This is a genomic window from Nitrosophilus kaiyonis (assembly GCF_027943725.1).
In the GTDB taxonomy this organism is placed as follows: Bacteria; Campylobacterota; Campylobacteria; order Campylobacterales; family Nitratiruptoraceae; genus Nitrosophilus_A; species Nitrosophilus_A kaiyonis.
This window is the reverse complement of sequence record NZ_AP025696.1, coordinates 849,602-868,129: the sequence shown is the minus strand read 5'-3', so window position 1 is coordinate 868,129 and position 18,528 is coordinate 849,602. Positions and strand designations below refer to the sequence as shown.

The 18,528-nt window shown below is 31.5% G+C and carries 15 protein-coding genes and 1 tRNA gene; 1 reads left to right on the top strand and 15 read right to left on the bottom strand.

From position 1 onward, the window contains the following. The 3 genes from QML81_RS04580 to mqnP form a co-directional block, all read right to left on the bottom strand. Positions 1 to 77: transfer RNA gene (locus QML81_RS04580), tRNA-Arg, on the bottom strand. 17 nt (positions 78 to 94) lie between these two features. Beyond that, complete coding sequence (locus QML81_RS04575; protein ID WP_281951997.1) at positions 95 to 811, bottom strand: uracil-DNA glycosylase family protein; 717 nt, start codon at positions 809 to 811, stop codon at positions 95 to 97. A gap of 2 nt (positions 812 to 813) precedes the next feature. Then, positions 814 to 1,677, bottom strand: coding sequence for a menaquinone biosynthesis prenyltransferase MqnP (mqnP, locus tag QML81_RS04570; RefSeq protein ID WP_281951996.1), 864 nt, complete (start codon positions 1,675 to 1,677; stop codon positions 814 to 816). Between the two features lie 161 nt (positions 1,678 to 1,838). Between mqnP and miaA the strand changes: the two genes are divergently transcribed. After that, a complete protein-coding gene (miaA, locus tag QML81_RS04565) occupies positions 1,839 to 2,732 on the top strand; it encodes a tRNA (adenosine(37)-N6)-dimethylallyltransferase MiaA (RefSeq protein WP_281951995.1) in 894 nt (297 codons plus the stop codon). Between the two features lie 9 nt (positions 2,733 to 2,741). Here miaA and nuoN read toward each other — a convergent pair whose 3' ends face one another. The 12 genes from nuoN to nuoD all read right to left on the bottom strand — a co-directional run bounded on the left by nuoN (position 2,742) and on the right by nuoD (position 18,524). After that, entirely contained in the window at positions 2,742 to 4,226 is a 1,485-nt protein-coding gene (gene nuoN, locus QML81_RS04560) for an NADH-quinone oxidoreductase subunit NuoN (RefSeq protein WP_281951994.1), read from the bottom strand. After that, positions 4,223 to 5,752 carry an NADH-quinone oxidoreductase subunit M gene (locus tag QML81_RS04555; protein WP_281951993.1) on the bottom strand — a complete coding sequence of 510 codons (1,530 nt, stop codon included), beginning with the start codon at positions 5,750 to 5,752 and terminating at the stop codon, positions 4,223 to 4,225. Before QML81_RS04555 ends, nuoN begins: the two co-directional genes overlap by 4 nt. An 11-nt stretch (positions 5,753 to 5,763) precedes the next feature. Beyond that, a complete protein-coding gene (gene nuoL / locus QML81_RS04550; protein ID WP_281951992.1) occupies positions 5,764 to 7,653 on the bottom strand; it encodes an NADH-quinone oxidoreductase subunit L in 1,890 nt (629 codons plus the stop codon). Positions 7,654 to 7,662: 9 nt separating this feature from the next. Next, complete coding sequence (gene nuoK / locus QML81_RS04545; protein WP_281951991.1) at positions 7,663 to 7,965, bottom strand: NADH-quinone oxidoreductase subunit NuoK; 303 nt, start codon at positions 7,963 to 7,965, stop codon at positions 7,663 to 7,665. Then, on the bottom strand, positions 7,962 to 8,516 hold the full coding sequence (locus QML81_RS04540) for an NADH-quinone oxidoreductase subunit J (RefSeq protein WP_281951990.1): 555 nt from the start codon (positions 8,514 to 8,516) through the stop codon (positions 7,962 to 7,964). Before QML81_RS04540 ends, nuoK begins: the two co-directional genes overlap by 4 nt. An 11-nt stretch (positions 8,517 to 8,527) precedes the next feature. After that, entirely contained in the window at positions 8,528 to 9,139 is a 612-nt protein-coding gene (gene nuoI / locus QML81_RS04535) for an NADH-quinone oxidoreductase subunit NuoI (RefSeq protein ID WP_281951989.1), read from the bottom strand. Positions 9,140 to 9,149: 10 nt separating this feature from the next. Further along, entirely contained in the window at positions 9,150 to 10,145 is a 996-nt protein-coding gene (gene nuoH / locus QML81_RS04530; protein ID WP_281951988.1) for an NADH-quinone oxidoreductase subunit NuoH, read from the bottom strand. Positions 10,146 to 10,148: 3 nt separating this feature from the next. Further along, positions 10,149 to 12,635 carry an NADH-quinone oxidoreductase subunit G gene (locus tag QML81_RS04525; protein WP_281951987.1) on the bottom strand — a complete coding sequence of 829 codons (2,487 nt, stop codon included), beginning with the start codon at positions 12,633 to 12,635 and terminating at the stop codon, positions 10,149 to 10,151. Beyond that, positions 12,632 to 14,905 (bottom strand): NADH-quinone oxidoreductase subunit G, encoded by a 2,274-nt coding sequence (locus tag QML81_RS04520; protein ID WP_281951986.1) that lies wholly within the window; start codon positions 14,903 to 14,905, stop codon positions 12,632 to 12,634. Before QML81_RS04520 ends, QML81_RS04525 begins: the two co-directional genes overlap by 4 nt. 10 nt (positions 14,906 to 14,915) lie before the next feature. Continuing rightward, positions 14,916 to 16,955: an FAD-dependent oxidoreductase gene (locus tag QML81_RS04515; protein ID WP_281951985.1), complete on the bottom strand. Its 2,040-nt coding sequence runs from the start codon at positions 16,953 to 16,955 to the stop codon at positions 14,916 to 14,918. 10 nt (positions 16,956 to 16,965) lie between these two features. Continuing rightward, entirely contained in the window at positions 16,966 to 17,196 is a 231-nt protein-coding gene (locus QML81_RS04510) for an NADH-ubiquinone oxidoreductase subunit E family protein (RefSeq protein ID WP_281951984.1), read from the bottom strand. Positions 17,197 to 17,291: 95 nt separating this feature from the next. After that, complete coding sequence (gene nuoD / locus QML81_RS04505) at positions 17,292 to 18,524, bottom strand: NADH dehydrogenase (quinone) subunit D (RefSeq protein WP_281951983.1); 1,233 nt, start codon at positions 18,522 to 18,524, stop codon at positions 17,292 to 17,294. Between the last annotated feature and the right edge of the window lie 4 nt (positions 18,525 to 18,528).

Below are 18,528 nucleotides of genomic sequence, written 5' to 3'. Positions count from 1 at the left end.
TGGCGCGCCCGAGAGGATTCGAACCTCTGGCCTACAGAACCGCAATCTGTTGCTCTATCCAGCTGAGCTACGGGCGCATCGCGATGAAATTATATCATAAATGATTTTTTGATAAAAGTTTCATTGGCCCAAAAAATTTATGAGCACTTCTGTTTTCAACAAAACTTACATTATATGGATGTTCAAATTTATATAATTTAAAATATTTTGAAACATCTAAATTTTCTATCTCTTTTGCTGCATTTCCAAACAGTATAATATCTATTTCATAATCTTTTATCTGATTTAATAAAGATTCAATAAAAGGTTTCCACATTTTTAAGTGCTTTTTGCTATCCTCTTTTTTAGTAAAAATTAATGCTCTATTTAAAAGTAAAACTCCATTTTTTTCAAAATTGCTTTTTAATTCAAAAATTGTATTTATCAATCCACTTTTATCAATTTTTTTAATAGCCTCTTTAGAGGTATCATCTATTAAATACCCTTGAGCTTTTAGAGCCATCTTTATAAAATTTCTAAGACTGACAGCCCTATTTACCTCTTTTGACAAACCATTTTTTTCATCAAAAATCTTTTTAACTTTTGCATCAATAAAAGCATAACCTATTGCACTTTCATATCTTGGATATGGATCTTGGCCAAAAAGTATATATTTAGTGTTTTCAAGAGGCAATGTTTTAAAAGCATTGAACATATTATTAAAATCTGGAAAATATGAACTATCTTTTTCCAAAAAATATCTATAATCTACATCTAATTTTCTATACGATTTTTCAATAATATCTTTCCAGTCATTATTTATATAATCCATAACTATTTACCAAAAATAGAGTCTAAAATTATTAAAAATAGAAAAATTATCCCTAAATATCCATTTACAGTAAAAAAAGCTTTATCAATTTTTCTAAAATCTTTATTTACTATTAAATGTTCATAATATAGCATTATTGCTGATACTAAAACGGCTAGATAACCAAATATTCCAAGTTTTGCTTCTATTGCAAAAAATAGCCAAAATAAAACTGTTAAAAAGTGAAAAATTTTTGAGATAAAAAGAGTACATTTTTCTCCATATTGAGATGGTATAGAAAAAAGTCCCATTTTTTTATCAAATTCTATATCTTGCAATGAATACAATAGATCAAAACCAGCAACCCAAAACATAACACCAATTGCTAAATAGATCGACCACATTGTAATAGCAGCTTTTACAGCAACAACTCCAGCAATAGGTGCTAATCCTAAAGATATTCCTAAAATTATATGAGCAAATTCACTAAATCTTTTAAAATATGAATAGGCCCCTAAAATCAATAAAATTGGAAAAGATAACCAAAAAGCTAAATCATTAATATAATAGGCTGTAATTATAAAAATAAGGGCATTTGCTATTATAAAAGATAATTGCCATTTCTCTTTTATCCTTCCATCTACACTTGGTCTATTTGCAGTTCTTGGATTTAATCTATCAATGTCTCTATCTAGATATCTATTTATCCCCATAGCAAAATTTCTCGCACTTGCAGCTGCAATAAGTCCCAAAAAAAATAGTCTCCAACCAAACCATCCATTTGCAGCAACAATCATGGCAATAAATATAAATGGAAGGCTAAAAATAGTATGTTTAAACATTACAAATTCATTAAAATCATTTAAAATTTTTGCTATTTTTTTCATATCTCCTCTTTTAGATTGTTAAAATAGTTAAAAAATTAAGTTGTTAAGTAATTAAAGTTATTAAGTTTTTTTTATCTACTCATCTACTTATCAACTCAACCACTCAACTAAACTGAAATTATACATTTTTAAAAATTAATAATTCATTGTATAATTTTGGCATGAAAGAGATAGCAATTATTGGCCCAACTGCAAGTGGTAAAAGCGATCTTGCTATAGAAGTTGCAAAAGAGTGCAATGCAATTATTTTATCACTTGATAGTTTATCAATTTATAAAGAGATAGATATAGTCTCTGCAAAACCATCTAAAGATGAATTGAAACAGATAAAACATTTTGGTATAAATGAGATATATCCAAATGAGCATTTCAGTGTTGATATTTTTATTAAAATTTATAAAAAAGCAAAAGAGTATGCTAAAAAATATGGTAAAAATCTAATAATTGTTGGTGGCTCTAGTTTTTATCTAAAAACTTTAATTGAAGGCATTTCACCACTTCCTAATATTTCACAAGAGATAAAAGAGAAAGTAAAATATATTTTAAAAGATTTAAAAAGTGCATATGAGTTATTAAAAGATATTGATGAAAAATTTGCTAAAAAAATATCATCTTATGATAAATATAGAATACAAAAAGCGTTAGAGATATACTTTTCAACCAATTTACCCCCATCAATCTATTTTATTAAAAATCCCAAAAAACCTATTATAAAAAATTTAGATATTTATGAAATAGGTATTGATAGAGATAAATTAAAAGAAAATATTTTAAAAAGAACAAAAAAAATGTTAGATTTAGGTCTTATAGATGAGATAGCATATTTAGAAAAAAAATATGGAAGAGATCTAAATCCAATGAAAGCTATTGGAATTAAAGAGACTCTTTTTTATCTTGATGGATTTATAGATAAAGATGAGCTTATTAAAAAAATTTCATTAAACACTTACCATCTTGCAAAAAGACAAATAACTTTTAATAAGACTCAATTTACTAAAAAAATAGTAGAAAATAAAGAGAGATTAAGAGATACAATTTTAAAAAATTTTTGTTAGTAAAGTGGTTTAAAAACCACTTACACTAACAAGATGAGTAATATAATCCATCATTGGAGAGATCAATATTGCAGAAAAAATAGTTGCAACAGCAGATAAACCTACTATTGTTTTTAATGATAAAGAAGCATTTTTAAAATATATAGTACTTCTATCTACAACTGGCTCTCTCATAAACATATAAACTATTAATTTTAAATAGTAATATGCACTTATAGCACTGTTTATAGCCATAATTAAAGCTAATATTATATATCCAGAATTTACTGCTGCACTCATAACATAAAGTTTGCCCCAAAAAAGACTAAATGGAGGAAGACCAGCAAGACTTAACATAAAAACTGCCATTATTGTTGCACCAACTGGCATTATTTGAACAAGGCCAGAAAATTTTTCATAAGGATGGTCAAATCTTTTATGCCATATTGCACTTTTGTGTCTTGAAATCCAAAGCATAGCAAAAGCACCAAGATTAGTGAATAAAAATAGTACCCAATATAAAAATAGAGCACTATTAGATTGAGTTGTTCCTATCATAATTGCGGCCATAACAAAACCAGCATGACTTATTGAGCTGTATGCAAGCATCCTTTTTACATCATCTTGAACTAAAGCCACAATATTAGCAAATGTCATAGTTAAAACTACTGCTGCATATAAAATATCTCTAACCCAAGTAATATCACTATGAATTAAAAATTCAAATAATCTCATAGCAACTATAAAACCAGCGATTTTTGGAACAACAGACATATAGCCTGCAAGAGCTGCACTAGCTCCCTCATATACATCTGGAGTCCATGTATGAAATGGAACCATAGATAACTTAAAACCAATAGCAGCTATCATAAAAGATACTGCAGCTAGTACTGCCCAAATTGGCTCATAACCACGTGCAGCTAATACTTCAGCTATTTTATAAATTTCTACACTACCAGTTAGTCCATATAAAATCATCGAACCCATTGCATAAAAACCAGCAGCTAATGCTCCCATTGTAAAATATTTAATTGCTGCTTCAAAACTCTTTTCTCTGTTATGCATTGCAATTAATGTATATAGCGCTAAACTTGCAGTTTCTAATCCAACAAATATTAAAATTAGATTATCTGTAGCAACCATAAATTGAAAACCTGAAATCATGAATAAAAATAGTGCAAAAAATTCTGGCAGACTGAATTCATGAAATCTTTTAGATGTTAATGCTAATGGTATAAAAAGCATAGATGCTACAACAATAATTATTTGTGAAAGAATTGCTATTCCATCTACAAGCATAACATCAAAAAATCCTCTTTGATTAACTTCTAGGCCTATAATTGCTCCTAAATCAATAAATAAAAACAGGATTGAGAGCATTACATATAAAGTTTTATGTAGATTTTTTGCAATCAAATCAATACATAAAATAACTAAACCACCAGCTATTGCAATTAGCATAGGTGCAAGGGTTATAAGATTTAAAGATTCTAAACTTACATTAATCGGGCTCATTTTCTTGCCTCCGCTTTAACTCTATTTGAGCTAAGAATATCTTTAGCCTCTTTTGTTACTGCTTTTTTCTCCATAAGAGATAGCATATTTTTCACACTAGTATCTATCGGTCCAAGGACAGGTTTTGGATAAACACCTAACCATATTACAACTAAAACCAATGGTACTAATGAAAATAGCTCTTTTGCATTTAAATCTATAAGTTTTTTATTCTCTTCTTTTGTGATTGGACCAAAAAAACTCTCTTTATAGAGTCTTAGCATATAAACAGCACCTAAAATTATTGAAGTTCCAGCTAACAGTGTTAATCCTGGAGATATTTTATAAAATCCAAGTAAACTTAAAAACTCACCAACAAAGCCTATAGTCAAAGGAAGTCCCACTGAAGCCATAAGCATTATTCCAAAAATAGTTGCATATTTTGGCATTACTGAAGCTAAACCTCCAAACTCACGAATAAGTTTTGTATGTTTTCTATCATAAATATTACCAACTAGCATAAATAGTGCACCACTTACAATACCGTGACTTATCATTAAAAATATTGAACCTGCAATTCCCTCCACATTCATTGCAAAAGTACCAAGAACTATAACACCCATATGAGAAATAGAGCTATATGCTATAACTTGCTTCATATCTTCTTGGGCATATGCTACCATAGCTGTATAAATTATCATTATTAAAGATAAAATTGCAACAGGTAAAATTGCTGCAACAGATGCATCAGGAAAAATTGGCAATGATAATCTAACAAATCCATATGTACCCATTTTAAGCAATACTGCAGCAAGTATAACTGAACCTATTGTTGGTGCTTGTCCATGTGCATAAGGAAGCCATGTATGAAATGGAAACATTGGCACCTTTATAGCTAGACCAATAAAAAAAGCGATGAATAGCCAAATTTGAGTATCATAAGGAAGAACTAAATTGTGCCAATCTGTAATAGCAAAACTTATACTTCCAGTAGCTTGATAGTATAAATAAGCAAGATATAACATACCAACTAACATTATCAATGATCCGGTAAAGGTATATAAGAAAAATTTAATAGATGCATATATTCTTAATTCACTACCCCAATATCCTATAATATATAACATAGGAACAAGTGAAAGCTCCCAAAATATATAAAACATAACTGCATCTAGAGCAACAAACACTCCAACCATTGTCATTTCTAAGAATAGCAAAGATACAATCAGATTTTTAAGATTTTTCTCAATTGTTAATGAAATCAATCCTATTAATGTTATAAAAGTTGAAAGTACAATTATAAAGAGTGATATACCATCTACTCCTAAATAATAATTAATACCATATTGTGGGATTAACGGAAGTAGCTCAACAAATTGAAAACCTCCATTTGTTCCGTCAAAACTAAACCATAGCCAAAGAGATAATAAAAATTCTATAGCAGCAACTGTTATACCATATGCTCTTATGCTATCTTTGTTTACTATAAAACCTAGCATTCCAGCAAGCGCTGGGAAAAATACCAGTATCGTTAGAATATGATCCATTTAATTTCTCCTTACCTTACCGGACTATATACGATAACTAAAACTAAAAGTGCAATCAGACCGATAACCATCCATCTAAGCATATTTGAAAGGTTACCACTTTGTACAACTCTACCTTTAAATCCAGATTTATAAATTACATTAGCAATAAAATCAACAGTTGCATCCACAACTCTTAAATCAAGTTCTTTCCATGCAATCTGAGATAACTCTTTATAAGGTTTTGCAAAAACTTTTTCGTAAATTATAGGAATATAATATTGATTAAAAAGAAGTTTATATATAAAAGTCTCTTTCCATTTTGGGCTAAAGCCACCAGTACTATATTTATAAACAGCAAAAATAATACCGCTAAGCGCAATTAATGTAGTAACACCTATTAAAGCAACAGTAGCTATACCATGTGTATGAAAATGATACTCTGGTAAAATCATTGTAACAAAATGTTCAAAGCTCTCTTCAAAAAATCCAGCAATAATAGCAAGTATTGCTAATGGGGCCATTGCAAGAAGCATATACCAATAAGCTTCGTGTGGGTGAAAACCAAATTTTTTATATCTCTCTTCACCAAAGAACACAAGCATAACAAGTCTAAAGCTATAAAATGCTGTCATACCTGCACCTGCCCATAACATAAACCATAATATGTAATGGTGAGAATCAAATGCTACTTCTAATATTTTATCTTTTGAGAAAAATCCTGCAAATGGATAGATACCTGCTAGGGCTAAAGATGCAATTATCATCATAATGGCAGTCCATTTCATAGTTTTTCCAAGACCACCCATTTTAAAAATATTAAGCTCATCATCCATAGCATGCATAACATTACCAGCGCCTAAAAATAGTAGTGCTTTAAAGAATGCATGTGTCATTAAATGAAAAAGTGCTATCCAATAAGCACCAAGTCCAGCTGCAACAAACATATATCCAAGCTGACTCAGTGTTGAGTATGCAATGATTCTTTTTAAATCTTGATTTACTAAAGCCATAGAAGCTGCAAAAACTGCTACAAATGCTCCAAGTGTTGCTATAAATAGTCCAACATCTGGTATTGTAGAATATATAGGATTTGCTCTAATAACCAAATATACACCAGCTGTAACCATTGTAGCAGCGTGTATAAGAGCTGAAACTGGTGTTGGACCCTCCATTGCATCTGCAAGCCATGTATGTAATGGAAACTGAGCAGATTTACCCATAGCACCTATAAATAGGAAAATACCTATAGATGTAACAAGAGCTATATTTAATGTAGATACATCTTTAAAAACAACATCATACTGTAAACTTCCAGTATTCCAATAGATTAAAAATAGGCCAATTAACATGCCAAGGTCAGCTATTCTATTCATAATAAAAGCTTCATTAGCTGCCCATGATGGACTTATTGAAGGGTTTATATCTCTTGTAACATCACCTTTTTGATACCAAAATCCAATCAATAACCAAGAACAAAGTCCAACACCTTCCCAACCTATAAATAATCCAGCAAAATTATCACTCATAACTAATATCATCATTGAAAAAACGAATGCTGAAAGGTATGAGAAGAATCTATTAAATCCTTTATCATGGTCCATATATCCAATAGAGTATACATGTACCAATGCTGAAACTGTAGTTACTGTTACCATCATGATAACAGATACATTATCTACAATAAAACCAAAAGGAATATCAAGACCCCCAACTGCTATCCAATCAAGCATTCTTACATGAATAATATTTCCTGTACTATTAATATAATATAAAAGATACAGTGAACTAAATAGTGATGCAAAAAGCAAAGCTGATGTAACTAAGCCTGTAAATATTTTTTTTGGCTTTGCACCAAAAATGGCTGCAAATAGTGAGCCAACAAGTGGTGAAAATAGTGCCAGATATAAGAATTTTTCCATGTTCTTCCCTTATCCGTGCATTGATTGCATCGTATCAAGATCGATGCTTCCAACTCTTTTATACCAAATTATCAATAGCCCTAAACCAACTGCAACTTCACTTGCTGCAATAGCTATAATAAAAAAGGCAAACATTTGTCCTGTAAGATCACCATAATATTTTGAAATTGCAGCAAATCCAATATTAACTGCATTTAAAAGCATCTCTGTTGCAAAAAAAAGCATAAGAAGATTTTTTCTTCTTAAAATACCTACCAAACCTATACAAAAAAGTATAGCTGATAAAATTAGGTAATGATTTAATGTAATCATTGTGCAACCTTTTCTTCTATTTCTTCATCCTCTTTTAGTGTTAAACTCTCATCCATTCTCTTGCTTGCTAAAACTATTCCTGCAATCATTGCAACTAAAAGCATAACTGCTGCCACTTCAAATGGAACTAGATATTTTGTAAAAAGAACAATACCAACGGCTTCAGCGTTACCCACATCCTCTTTCATAGGATATAGTGCTTGCACTTTTTCAGAAATAATTGGAGAAACAAAAATAACAACTAAAAGTACAGCTGCAATTCCACTTAATAAAAATACAATTTTATTACTTGTATTTTTTTCTTTAACATCTTTTAATGTGTCAAAAAACATCATACCAAATGCATAAAGAGCCATTACTGCGCCTGTATAAACTATTATTTGTACAACACCTAAAAAATCTGCATCAAGTAAAAAGAAAAAACCTGAAATGAAAATCATACCAGCAGCTAAAGCACTCATTGAATATAGTGCATTTTTACTCATTACAGTTATTGTAAACATTGCTATAGTTAAAGCTGCAAATAGATAAAATGCTATTGCTTCAAACATATCTATCCTTTTTAATATGCTAATGGTGTTTTTTTGATAAGCTTATCAGCTTCTGGTGTAGGAGCACCAAAACCTTGAAACTCTTTTTGCTCTTTTAACTTATCAATAGGAGTTAACATATCCTCTTTTAGTGCAAAATGAGCTCTTTGATCACTAGCATTTTCATAATCTGGTCCATGAACGATAGCAAGTTCAGGACATACTTCAGCACAATATCCACAAAAAATACATCTACCAAAATTTATTGTATATTCTGTTGGAACTTTTCTTCCATTTTCATCAAGTTTTGTATCTATTCTTATACAGTTAGCAATACATATCTTTTCACAAAGACCACAACCTATACATCTTTCATTTCCACTCTCAAGAAGTCTAAGTAGTTTATGTACAGCTCTGTATCTTGGTCCAATAGGCAATTTTTCTTTAGGATATTGAATTGTATGAATATTAAATCTCACCATCTCCATAAAAACTATTTTTAATCCAACAAATAGCTCTAATTTAAATGTTCTTTTTACAACTCTTTTAAATTTTTCCCATGGCGTTTTAGGATACTCTTCTATTTGAACAATTTTATAATTCTGTGATCCAACATATCTATTTTTAAACTGCTCTAAACTCATACTATCCCCCTCATATCATTAGAACAATACCGGTAATAACAACATTTATAACTGCTATAGGCATCAATACCTTCCAACATAACCACATAAGTTGATCTGGTCTGATATGAGGCCAAGCCGCTCTTGTCCATAAAAACAAAAATATAAAGAAAAATACTTTAATTAAAATAGCAATTGCTCCAGGAATAAATCCCCAATCATTAAAACCACCAAGGAAAATAATACTTGCCAAAAAGCCAACTGTAAACATATTTGCATATTCACCTATAAAAAACATTCCCCATCTCATTCCAGAATACTCTGTTGCATAACCTGAAACCACTTCTGCTTCATGCTCTAATAAATCAAAAGGTGTCCTGTTTGTTTCTGCATAACCAGATATAATAAATAGTAAAAATGCTACAGGTTGTGTCCATATAAGCCAATTTTGCATTCCACCTGCTTGATAATTGTTGATATCAATTAAAGATAAAGAACCTACTAACATTAATGGTGCTAAAACAGAAAGACCTGTTACAACTTCAAAGCTAAGAAGTTGAACAACTGTTCTTGCTGCACCAAGCAGTGACCATTTATTTCCAGAAGACATACCAGCTAATAGTGGTCCATACATACCAATTGCCATAACACCAAGAACAAAAAGAAGCCCAACATTTACATCAGATATAATTGGTCTTACAGTATATCCATTAACTGTAAACTCAGGAAACATTGGAATTGCTGCCATTGCTATAAAAGCTGTTGCAGCTGTAATTACTGGAGCTATCTTAAAAATTGGCTTTACTGCATTTTGAGGTATAAAGTCCTCTTTTGTAAAAAGCTTTATACCATCTGCTAATACTTGCAAAACTCCATATGGACCAACATGCATAGGCCCTAATCTTCTTTGCATAAATGCAAGCACTTTCCTTTCAACATATGTCGCAAATCCTGCTAATGCCGAAAAAAGGCCAAGAACAATTAATATTTTAATTATAGTCTCTATGATAAATGCACCTGTACTCATAGCTTACACCTTTTTAATATTTACTTGAGTAAATCTATAACCATTACCAAAAATCTTTTCACTTTCTATATTTTTATCAAAAGTTGAAATATAAGCACCACTTCCAATTTTGTCATCTAATTTGACTTCTAATGTAATAGTATTGTTTTCTTTTTGAATTTTTACTTTATCTCCCTCTTTTAATTCAAATTCATTCAAAAATGTTTCGCTTGCATACAATCCACCATTTTCATTCAACTGATGAGCTTTAGCAGTAAAAGGGCTAAATTGCAATACCGGCTCACATCTATATACCACTGTGCCATTAAACTCTGGCAACTCCTCTATCTCTTCTATCTTCTCTCTTGATTTATTAACTTTTTTTGTCTCTAATATATATCCTCTATTCTCACTTCCATCGTTTAAAAACTCATTTGGCAACTCATCAAAATCAACTTCTTTGTAACCTTTTTCTTCTGGCAACTCTTTTGTAAACTCTATTGTATACTCTTTATCACTAACTCCAAGAACCTTTGCTATATCATTTAATACATATCCATCATATGGCAAAGCCACATTTGTAGGTACAACTCTTTTATCTATATTTGTAAATGTCCCCTCTTGTTGATTTAATGCCGGCATATCTAAATCGCCATCACCCAAAGCACTCAATACAAAATCGCCCTTGCAGTTATACCCTATTGTATATTCACCTGCTTCTTCATCTAAATCGCATATTAAACTAACTCCAAGTGTATTTGTCCTTGGTGGTATTATTATTACTTTAAAATCTGTATATCTATCTATTAACCCAGCAAGTTTCGCAATATTCTTTGCCCTTGGATGTGTGTATAAATCCTCCCCAAGGATTAGAGTACTTGTTTCTCTTTTTGATAGCACTTTTTCTAATCTATCCATTAAATCTTCTGGAGCATCAAGCATATCAAGAAGTTTTGTATAATCAATCTTGATTGTTTTTTTAACTTTTTTAGGAACTAATTTCTCCTCTTCAACTTCTACCTCTTTCTCTTCGCCAGTCTCTTCATCTTTAATTTTTTTCTTAACTTTTTGTTTAACTTTTTCTCTTATTGTCTCTTCAATCTCTTTATCTTTTTCATAATGTAAAGATTCTAAATATTTAGCAATATTTTTTGGAAGCTTTTCATTATCGCCAAACATATCAAGAATTAGATATAGTGCAGCTTCCTCTTTCAAAGGTTTATGATTAACACTTACTACAGTTTTTCCAATAGAGTCAATAATTGGATCTTTTATTGGATGAAAATATATTCCTCCACCCTTATTCATTTTAACTGCATTATTAAATGCATATCTTACTCTTGGATTGTCACTTTTTAGTTGAGAGCCGATAGATACTACAAAATTTGATTTATGAACATCTTTAACATCACCACTATATAAAGACTCTCCACTATATTTTGAGTAGTTTTCTAAGAAATCTTTATAAGCTTTTGCCTCTTCATTTATTAGTTTATATCCAAATTTTTCTTTTAGCTTTTGTAATATTAGAGCCTCTTCATTTGTAATATATGAATTAAATCTAATTGTATCTGCCTTTTTAAAAGCATCAATTGCTTTTTCAAAAGCTTTTTTATCTTTTTTAGCTCTATTTTCAAAATCAAATCCAAATCTTCCAGCACCACATAATGGCTGATAATGAAACTCATTTGTAACTCTATATAATTTTGGTTCAGGATTTGAAATTGATGTGTGTTTTGTCTCATAATATAGATGGCAAGTAGCGCTACAATGTGCACATGAAGCTGGTATTTTATTTAACTCCCATGAATTTGTTGTATACATATAATCTTTACTAACTAACGCTCCAACAGGACATACAGATATACACTCTCCACACCATGTACAATCTAGTTCTTCTCCTGCAACTGCTCCGATAATAGACTTTTGCAACTTATTCCACATTGCATAAGCATCTTTGGGCATCTCATTTTTTAACTCTTTTGGAAGTTTATCTCCACCTCTTGGAACAGTTTTTAGAGCAGAATCTCCAATCATATCTTTACATGTTGTAACACATCTTTCACAAACAATACAAAGTGAAGCGTCATAATGAATAAAATTCCAATCCTTTATTGGGCGCATTGTATCTCTTATCGCATAATGCTGCTCATCTACACCCATCTCAAGAGTATAATTTTGCAGTTCACATTCACCGCTTTGATCACATACGCCACACTCAAGTGGATGGTTTACATCATAAACCTCCATAATTGCACGGCGCTCTTTTATAATATTTTCTGTTACAGTAACTATACTCATACCATCTTTTGCTTTTGCATTACAAGCATAAACCTGTTTACCGTCAGCTTCAACAAGGCATAATCTACAAGCAAGAGTCGGCGAACAACCTGTTAAATAGCATATTGCAGGAATAAATATATCATTTGCTCTAGCAATATTTAATATATATTCACCTTCCTTTGCTTCGCACTCTTTGCCATCAATAGTTATTTTAATTTTTTCGCTCATTTTCCGCTCACTTTTTCGATTTTTGTTACTTGATATCTATAAGCCGATAGTATATTAAAATAGCTTAATCCCATATCAAAACTCCCTAAAAGTGCAACTGTACCTTTTAGATTTGTATCAATTTTAAACACCCTTTTTAACTCTCCAAAACTGCTTTTTATCATAACTTCATCACCATCTTTAAGCTTTGCTGCAATAGCAAACTGTTCAGAACCAACTAGTTTTGATTTTTCATTCAACTGATGAGCTTTAGCAGTAAAAGGGCTAAATTGCAATACCGGCTCACATCTATATACTACTGTGCCATTAAACTCTGGCAACTCCTCTATCTCTTCTATCTTCTCTCTTGATTTATTAACTTTTTTTGTCTCTAATATATATCCTCTATTCTCACTTCCATCGTTTAAAAACTCATTTGGCAACTCATCAAAATCAACTTCTTTGTAACCTTTTTCTTCTGGCAACTCTTTTGTAAACTCTATTGTATACTCTTTATCACTAACTCCAAGAACCTTTGCTATATCATTTAATACATATCCATCATATGGCAAAGCCACATTTGTAGGTACAACTCTTTTATCTATATTTGTAAATGTCCCCTCTTGTTGATTTAATGCCGGCATATCTAAATCGCCATCACCCAAAGCACTCAATACAAAATCGCCCTTGCAGTTATACCCTATTGTATATTCACCTGCTTCTTCATCTAAATCGCATATTAAACTAACTCCAAGTGTATTTGTCCTTGGTGGTATTATTATTACTTTAAAATCTGTATATCTATCTATTAACCCAGCAAGTTTCGCAATATTCTTTGCCCTTGGATGTGTATATAAATCCTCCCCAAGGATTAAAGTTTGATTTTTTGCTCTAAGTCTTATTTTTCTATTTAATCTTTTTAACAGATCTTGTATCTCTTCTTCACCAACATTACTCTCAGCACTCAAATATCCAATATCTAAATCACTAAACCAATCTTTATCTATACTTTTTTTACTTTCTTCATCCAATAGGGCATCAGCTATCATTGCCATAACCCCTTCTTCTGTTCCTACTTCATATCTAATAAATTTTGTTACAACATTTTTCATTAGATCATCTTCAATTGGATGAAGATTTATAATTTCAGAATTTCTTCTTCTTTGAGATATAGTCATAGCATATCTAACTGCAGGGTTATCAGTTGCAACCATACTTCCAAAGACAATTATAAAATCACTATTTTTTACATCCTCTAAATTAGCACTATATAAAGATTCTCCACTATTTTTTGAGTAGTTTTCTAAGAAATCTTTAAAAGCTTTTGCCTCTTCATTTATTAGTTTATATCCAAATTTCTCTTTTAGCTTTTGTAATATTAGAGCCTCTTCATTTGTAATATATGAATTAAATCTAATTGTGTCTGCCTTTTTAAAAGCATCAATTGCTTTTTCAAAAGCTTTTTTGTCTTTTTTAGCTCTATTTTCAAAATCAAATCCAAATCTTCCAGCACCACAAAGATTTGAAAATTCATACTCATTTTTTACTCTATAAATTTTTGGTTCTGGATTTGAAATTGAAGTGTGTTTTGTTTCATAATATAGATGGCAAGCAGCGCTACAATGTGCACATGCAGCTGGGACCCTTTTTAATTCCCATGCATTAGAAGTGTATTGAAAATCTTGACTAATCAAAGCTCCAACAGGACATACTGCTATGCACTCTCCACAAAATGTACAATCAAGAGTTGGTGAATCTTTTGGAATTATTTGAGATTTATATCCCCCATATTCAATCTCAATAGCATCATCACCTATTACCTCGTTACAAACATGAACACACTTTTCACATAAAATACATAAAGATGGGTCATATTGGATAAAATTCCAATTCTTTATCTTTCTATTTTGATCACGTGCAGTAAATTCTTGAGAATTTACCATAAATTCTAAAGTTTTATTTTGAAGATCACATTCACCACTTTTATCGCAAACGCCACACTCAAGTGGATGGTTTACATCATAAAGTTTCATTATATTTTGTCTATGTAAAAAAAGTTCATCAGAATTTGTTTTAACTTTTATATCTGGTGTTGGTGGAGTCTGGCAACTTAAAACAAATCCATCAACTCCTTCAACTTCAACAACACAAAGGCGACAAGATTCAATTGGTTTAACTTTTGGCAAGTAGCACATTGTTGGAATATAGATTCCTTCCCTTCTTGCTACTTGTAAAATCGTTTCACCTTTATTAGCTGTAACTTCACGTCCATCTATATAAAACTTTATCATCTGCTCGCCCCTAAATAGCTACCATAGCGATATAATAACATCTCATACATCTCTCAGCTTCAGCAATTGCTTCTTCTTGAGTAAATCCTAAATTAACCTCTTTATTATTATCTTTTCTTTCATTTACATCTAATTTTTCACTAACAACTCTTGGAAGTCCTGGAAGCCAACCAGTAATTTTCTCTTTTTTGTCATAAACTTTCAAGTTTCTTAAATGGTCTTCCATTATCTCTTCATCTGTAAGAGTAATTTCTCCTGTTTGAACATATCTGCTAATAACTGAGGCTGCTCTTTTTGCTTGTCCTACTGCATTAACAATTGTCATAGGACCATATTCACAATCTCCAGCAGCAAATATCCCTTTTCTGGAAGTCATATATGTTTTACCATCAGTTTTAATTGTTCCCCAGCTAGTCATCTCTATCTTCCACTCCTCAGGAAGCAGTGACAAATCAGCACTTTGACTAACTGCAGGAATTAAATAATCACACTCTATTTCAAAATCGGCACCCTCAATTTTTACAAGATTAGGACGTCCGCCTTCTGGATTTGGAACAAGTTCAAATCTATTTACTTTTAGTTTTTTTAATCTATCCTCTTCATCAGTAATAATCTCTTCTACCGCTGAATAAAAAATAAATTCTACTCCCTCTTCTACTGCCTCATGATACTCTTCATATGTGGTATTTCTTATAATAGTTGCCTCATCTCTACGATAAAGCATTATAACTTTTTTAGCATTTGCTCTAACAGCACATCTAACAACATCCATTGAGGTAAAACCACCGCCTACACAAACAACAGTCTTTCCTGTTAAATCAACATAATCTTTATCAAGCATCTGCTGTTTTTTTACTTCTTCTGGAATAGTTATTCCATATTTAACATATAAATTTACACAATCTAAAAAGTTTATTGCTCCCCAATACCCTTTTATCTCATCTCTTTCATTTTTTGCTCTAACTTTTTTACTGATTCTTGTACCTGTTGCTACTAAAATTGCATCATACTCTTTTTCAAATTTTCTCATATCATCTGCAGTTACTCTTTTGCCAGTGATGAATCTAACACCTTCCAATGAGTTGACAAGTTCAATATCTTTATTATATTTATCTATTGGCATTCTATATTCAGGAACACCAACTGCAACTTCACCACCTAAAACAGGAAGCTCTTCATAAACATCACAAGCAATACCTTCAAGAGCTAAATAGTATGCACCTGTAAGTCCAGCAGGGCCGGCTCCAATAACTGCAACTTTTTTACCATTTAGCGGTTTTTGTTTCTTTGGATGCAACCAAAACAGAGAGTGATCATCTTCAAAATCTGCACCAATTCTTTTTAACTCCATAATAGAAATAGGCTCATCTAAATTTGCTCTTCTACAAGCATCTTCACATGGATGTGGACAAACTCTTCCACAAGTATGAGCTAAAGGCATAGTTTTTCTTGTGGCAGTTACGCTATCATCAAATCTTAAATCTCTAACACCTTCAATATATGCAGGAATATCTACATGAGCGGGACATGCATCCATACATGGAGCTGTAACTTTTGCTATATAATTTATATCTTTATCATAATGTTTTGATTTTTTCTTATTTTCTATTAAATCATTAATTTCATTTTCAAAATGCTCTAAAATATCTAAAAGAGGTTTTGGAACAGTTCTTCCAATTTCACATTTACTTGTTTGCATCATAGTAGAAGCAACCTCTTTTAGATGTTCTACATCACTTTTTTCACCCTCGCCTCTTGCGATTTTATCAAATAGATCATATAAAATTCTTCCACCCCAACGTCCTGGAGCGCATCTTCCGCAAGCTTCAGAATAAATTTGATACTGTTTTGCATATTCTGATGCAAGTTTTGCTACATCTACATCTTCATCAAAAAGTGCAAAACCATCCCATCCTATAAAAGCTTTTGAATTAATATCAATATTATAATTTACTGGAAAATTATATGCTGACTCAACCCATTCCTCTTTGGGCTTTCCTCTGTTGTCGATAAATTCATCTCTCCAACATGAAAAATAAACTCTGCTCACTATTTCACCTTTAAGCTTTTCTTCTAACCACTATAGTCCAATCTACTTGATTGAACTTTAATGAATTTAACAGTTCGTGACCAGCCTCTTTTACTAAATCAGCACTTTTTTGAATAGGTGAAAAATCTCCTACCTCAAAAAGAAATATAGCAACTTCACCAGGTTTTACCTCATTTTCCAATAGTTCCATCATTCGATCATAAAAACTGTCTTTTAAATGTCTCAAATCATATCTAACCATTTTCATCCTTTAGTTGAGTGTGGTGAATATGGTGAGTATGGTGAGTAAGATTTCATTACATACTCACCTTACTCAACTTACTTCCCCTACTCACCTTATCTATCAATTTCACCAAAAACAATATTTGTAGAACCTATAATTGTTACAACATCAGCCAAATAGTGACCAGGAAGTAGATCTTGTAAAATTCCTGTATGCCAAAAACTTGGAGCTCTAATTTTAAGTCTATAAGGATATGGTTCACCCTCGCTTCTTATATAAAATCCAAGTTCTCCTTTTGGAGATTCAGTTGGAACATATACTTCACCAACAGGCGGTCTCATTCCTTGAGTCACAAGTACAAAATGCTGCATCAAAGAGTAGTTTTGTGTCATAATATCCTCTTTTGGTGCAGAAATATATTGAGGAACATCTGCCATTAATCTTGGCTCTGTATCTTTATACATAGGAATTAACTGTCTTATTATTCTTATGCTTTGTCTCATCTCTTCCATATATAGCAAATATCTTCCATAACTATCACATGTTGTACTTATTGGAATATCAAAATCAAGCTCACTATATAGCTCATAAGGCTCTTCTTTTCTAATATCCCACTCTATTCCACTACCTCTTAGCATTATTCCACTACATCCCCAACTTTTTGCCATTTCTGGTGGAACAACACCCACATTTTCAAGCCTCATTCTCCAAATTCTATTCTCTGTTAACAAACCTTCATAAAGATCGATTTGACTTGGAAGATTATTTAAAAATACAGATAATTTTTCAAGCCATCCAGGAGGCAAATCCAAAGGAACACCACCAATCCTAACAGCACTATGGGTTAATCTTGCACCACAATAATCCTCCATCAAATCCATTGCATATTCACGCTCTCTAAAGCAGTATAAAAATACACTCATAGCGCCAACATCAAGTGCATGAGTAGCAAGCCAGAAAAGGTGTGAAATAATTCTGTTTAACTCAAGTAGAATAGTTCTGATAACTTTAGCGCGTCTTGGAACTTTATCCTCTATTCCAAGAAGTCTCTCAACAGCAAGTGCAAAGGCATAATTATTTGAAGTAGCAGCAATATAATCCATTCTATCTGTTGTTGGTAAAAATTCATTATATATCATATTTTCGCCCATCTTCTCCATTCCACGGTGAAGATAACCAATATCTGGAACTGCCTTTACAACTTGTTCTCCATCAAGTTCAAGTATAAGCCTTAATTGACCATGAGCTGATGGATGTTGTGGACCAAAGTTAATAACCATTGTATTATCATCTCTATCAAAAACCAGGTTTTCAAAAAATGGTTCTAATCTATTTCTTTGCTGCATCAAA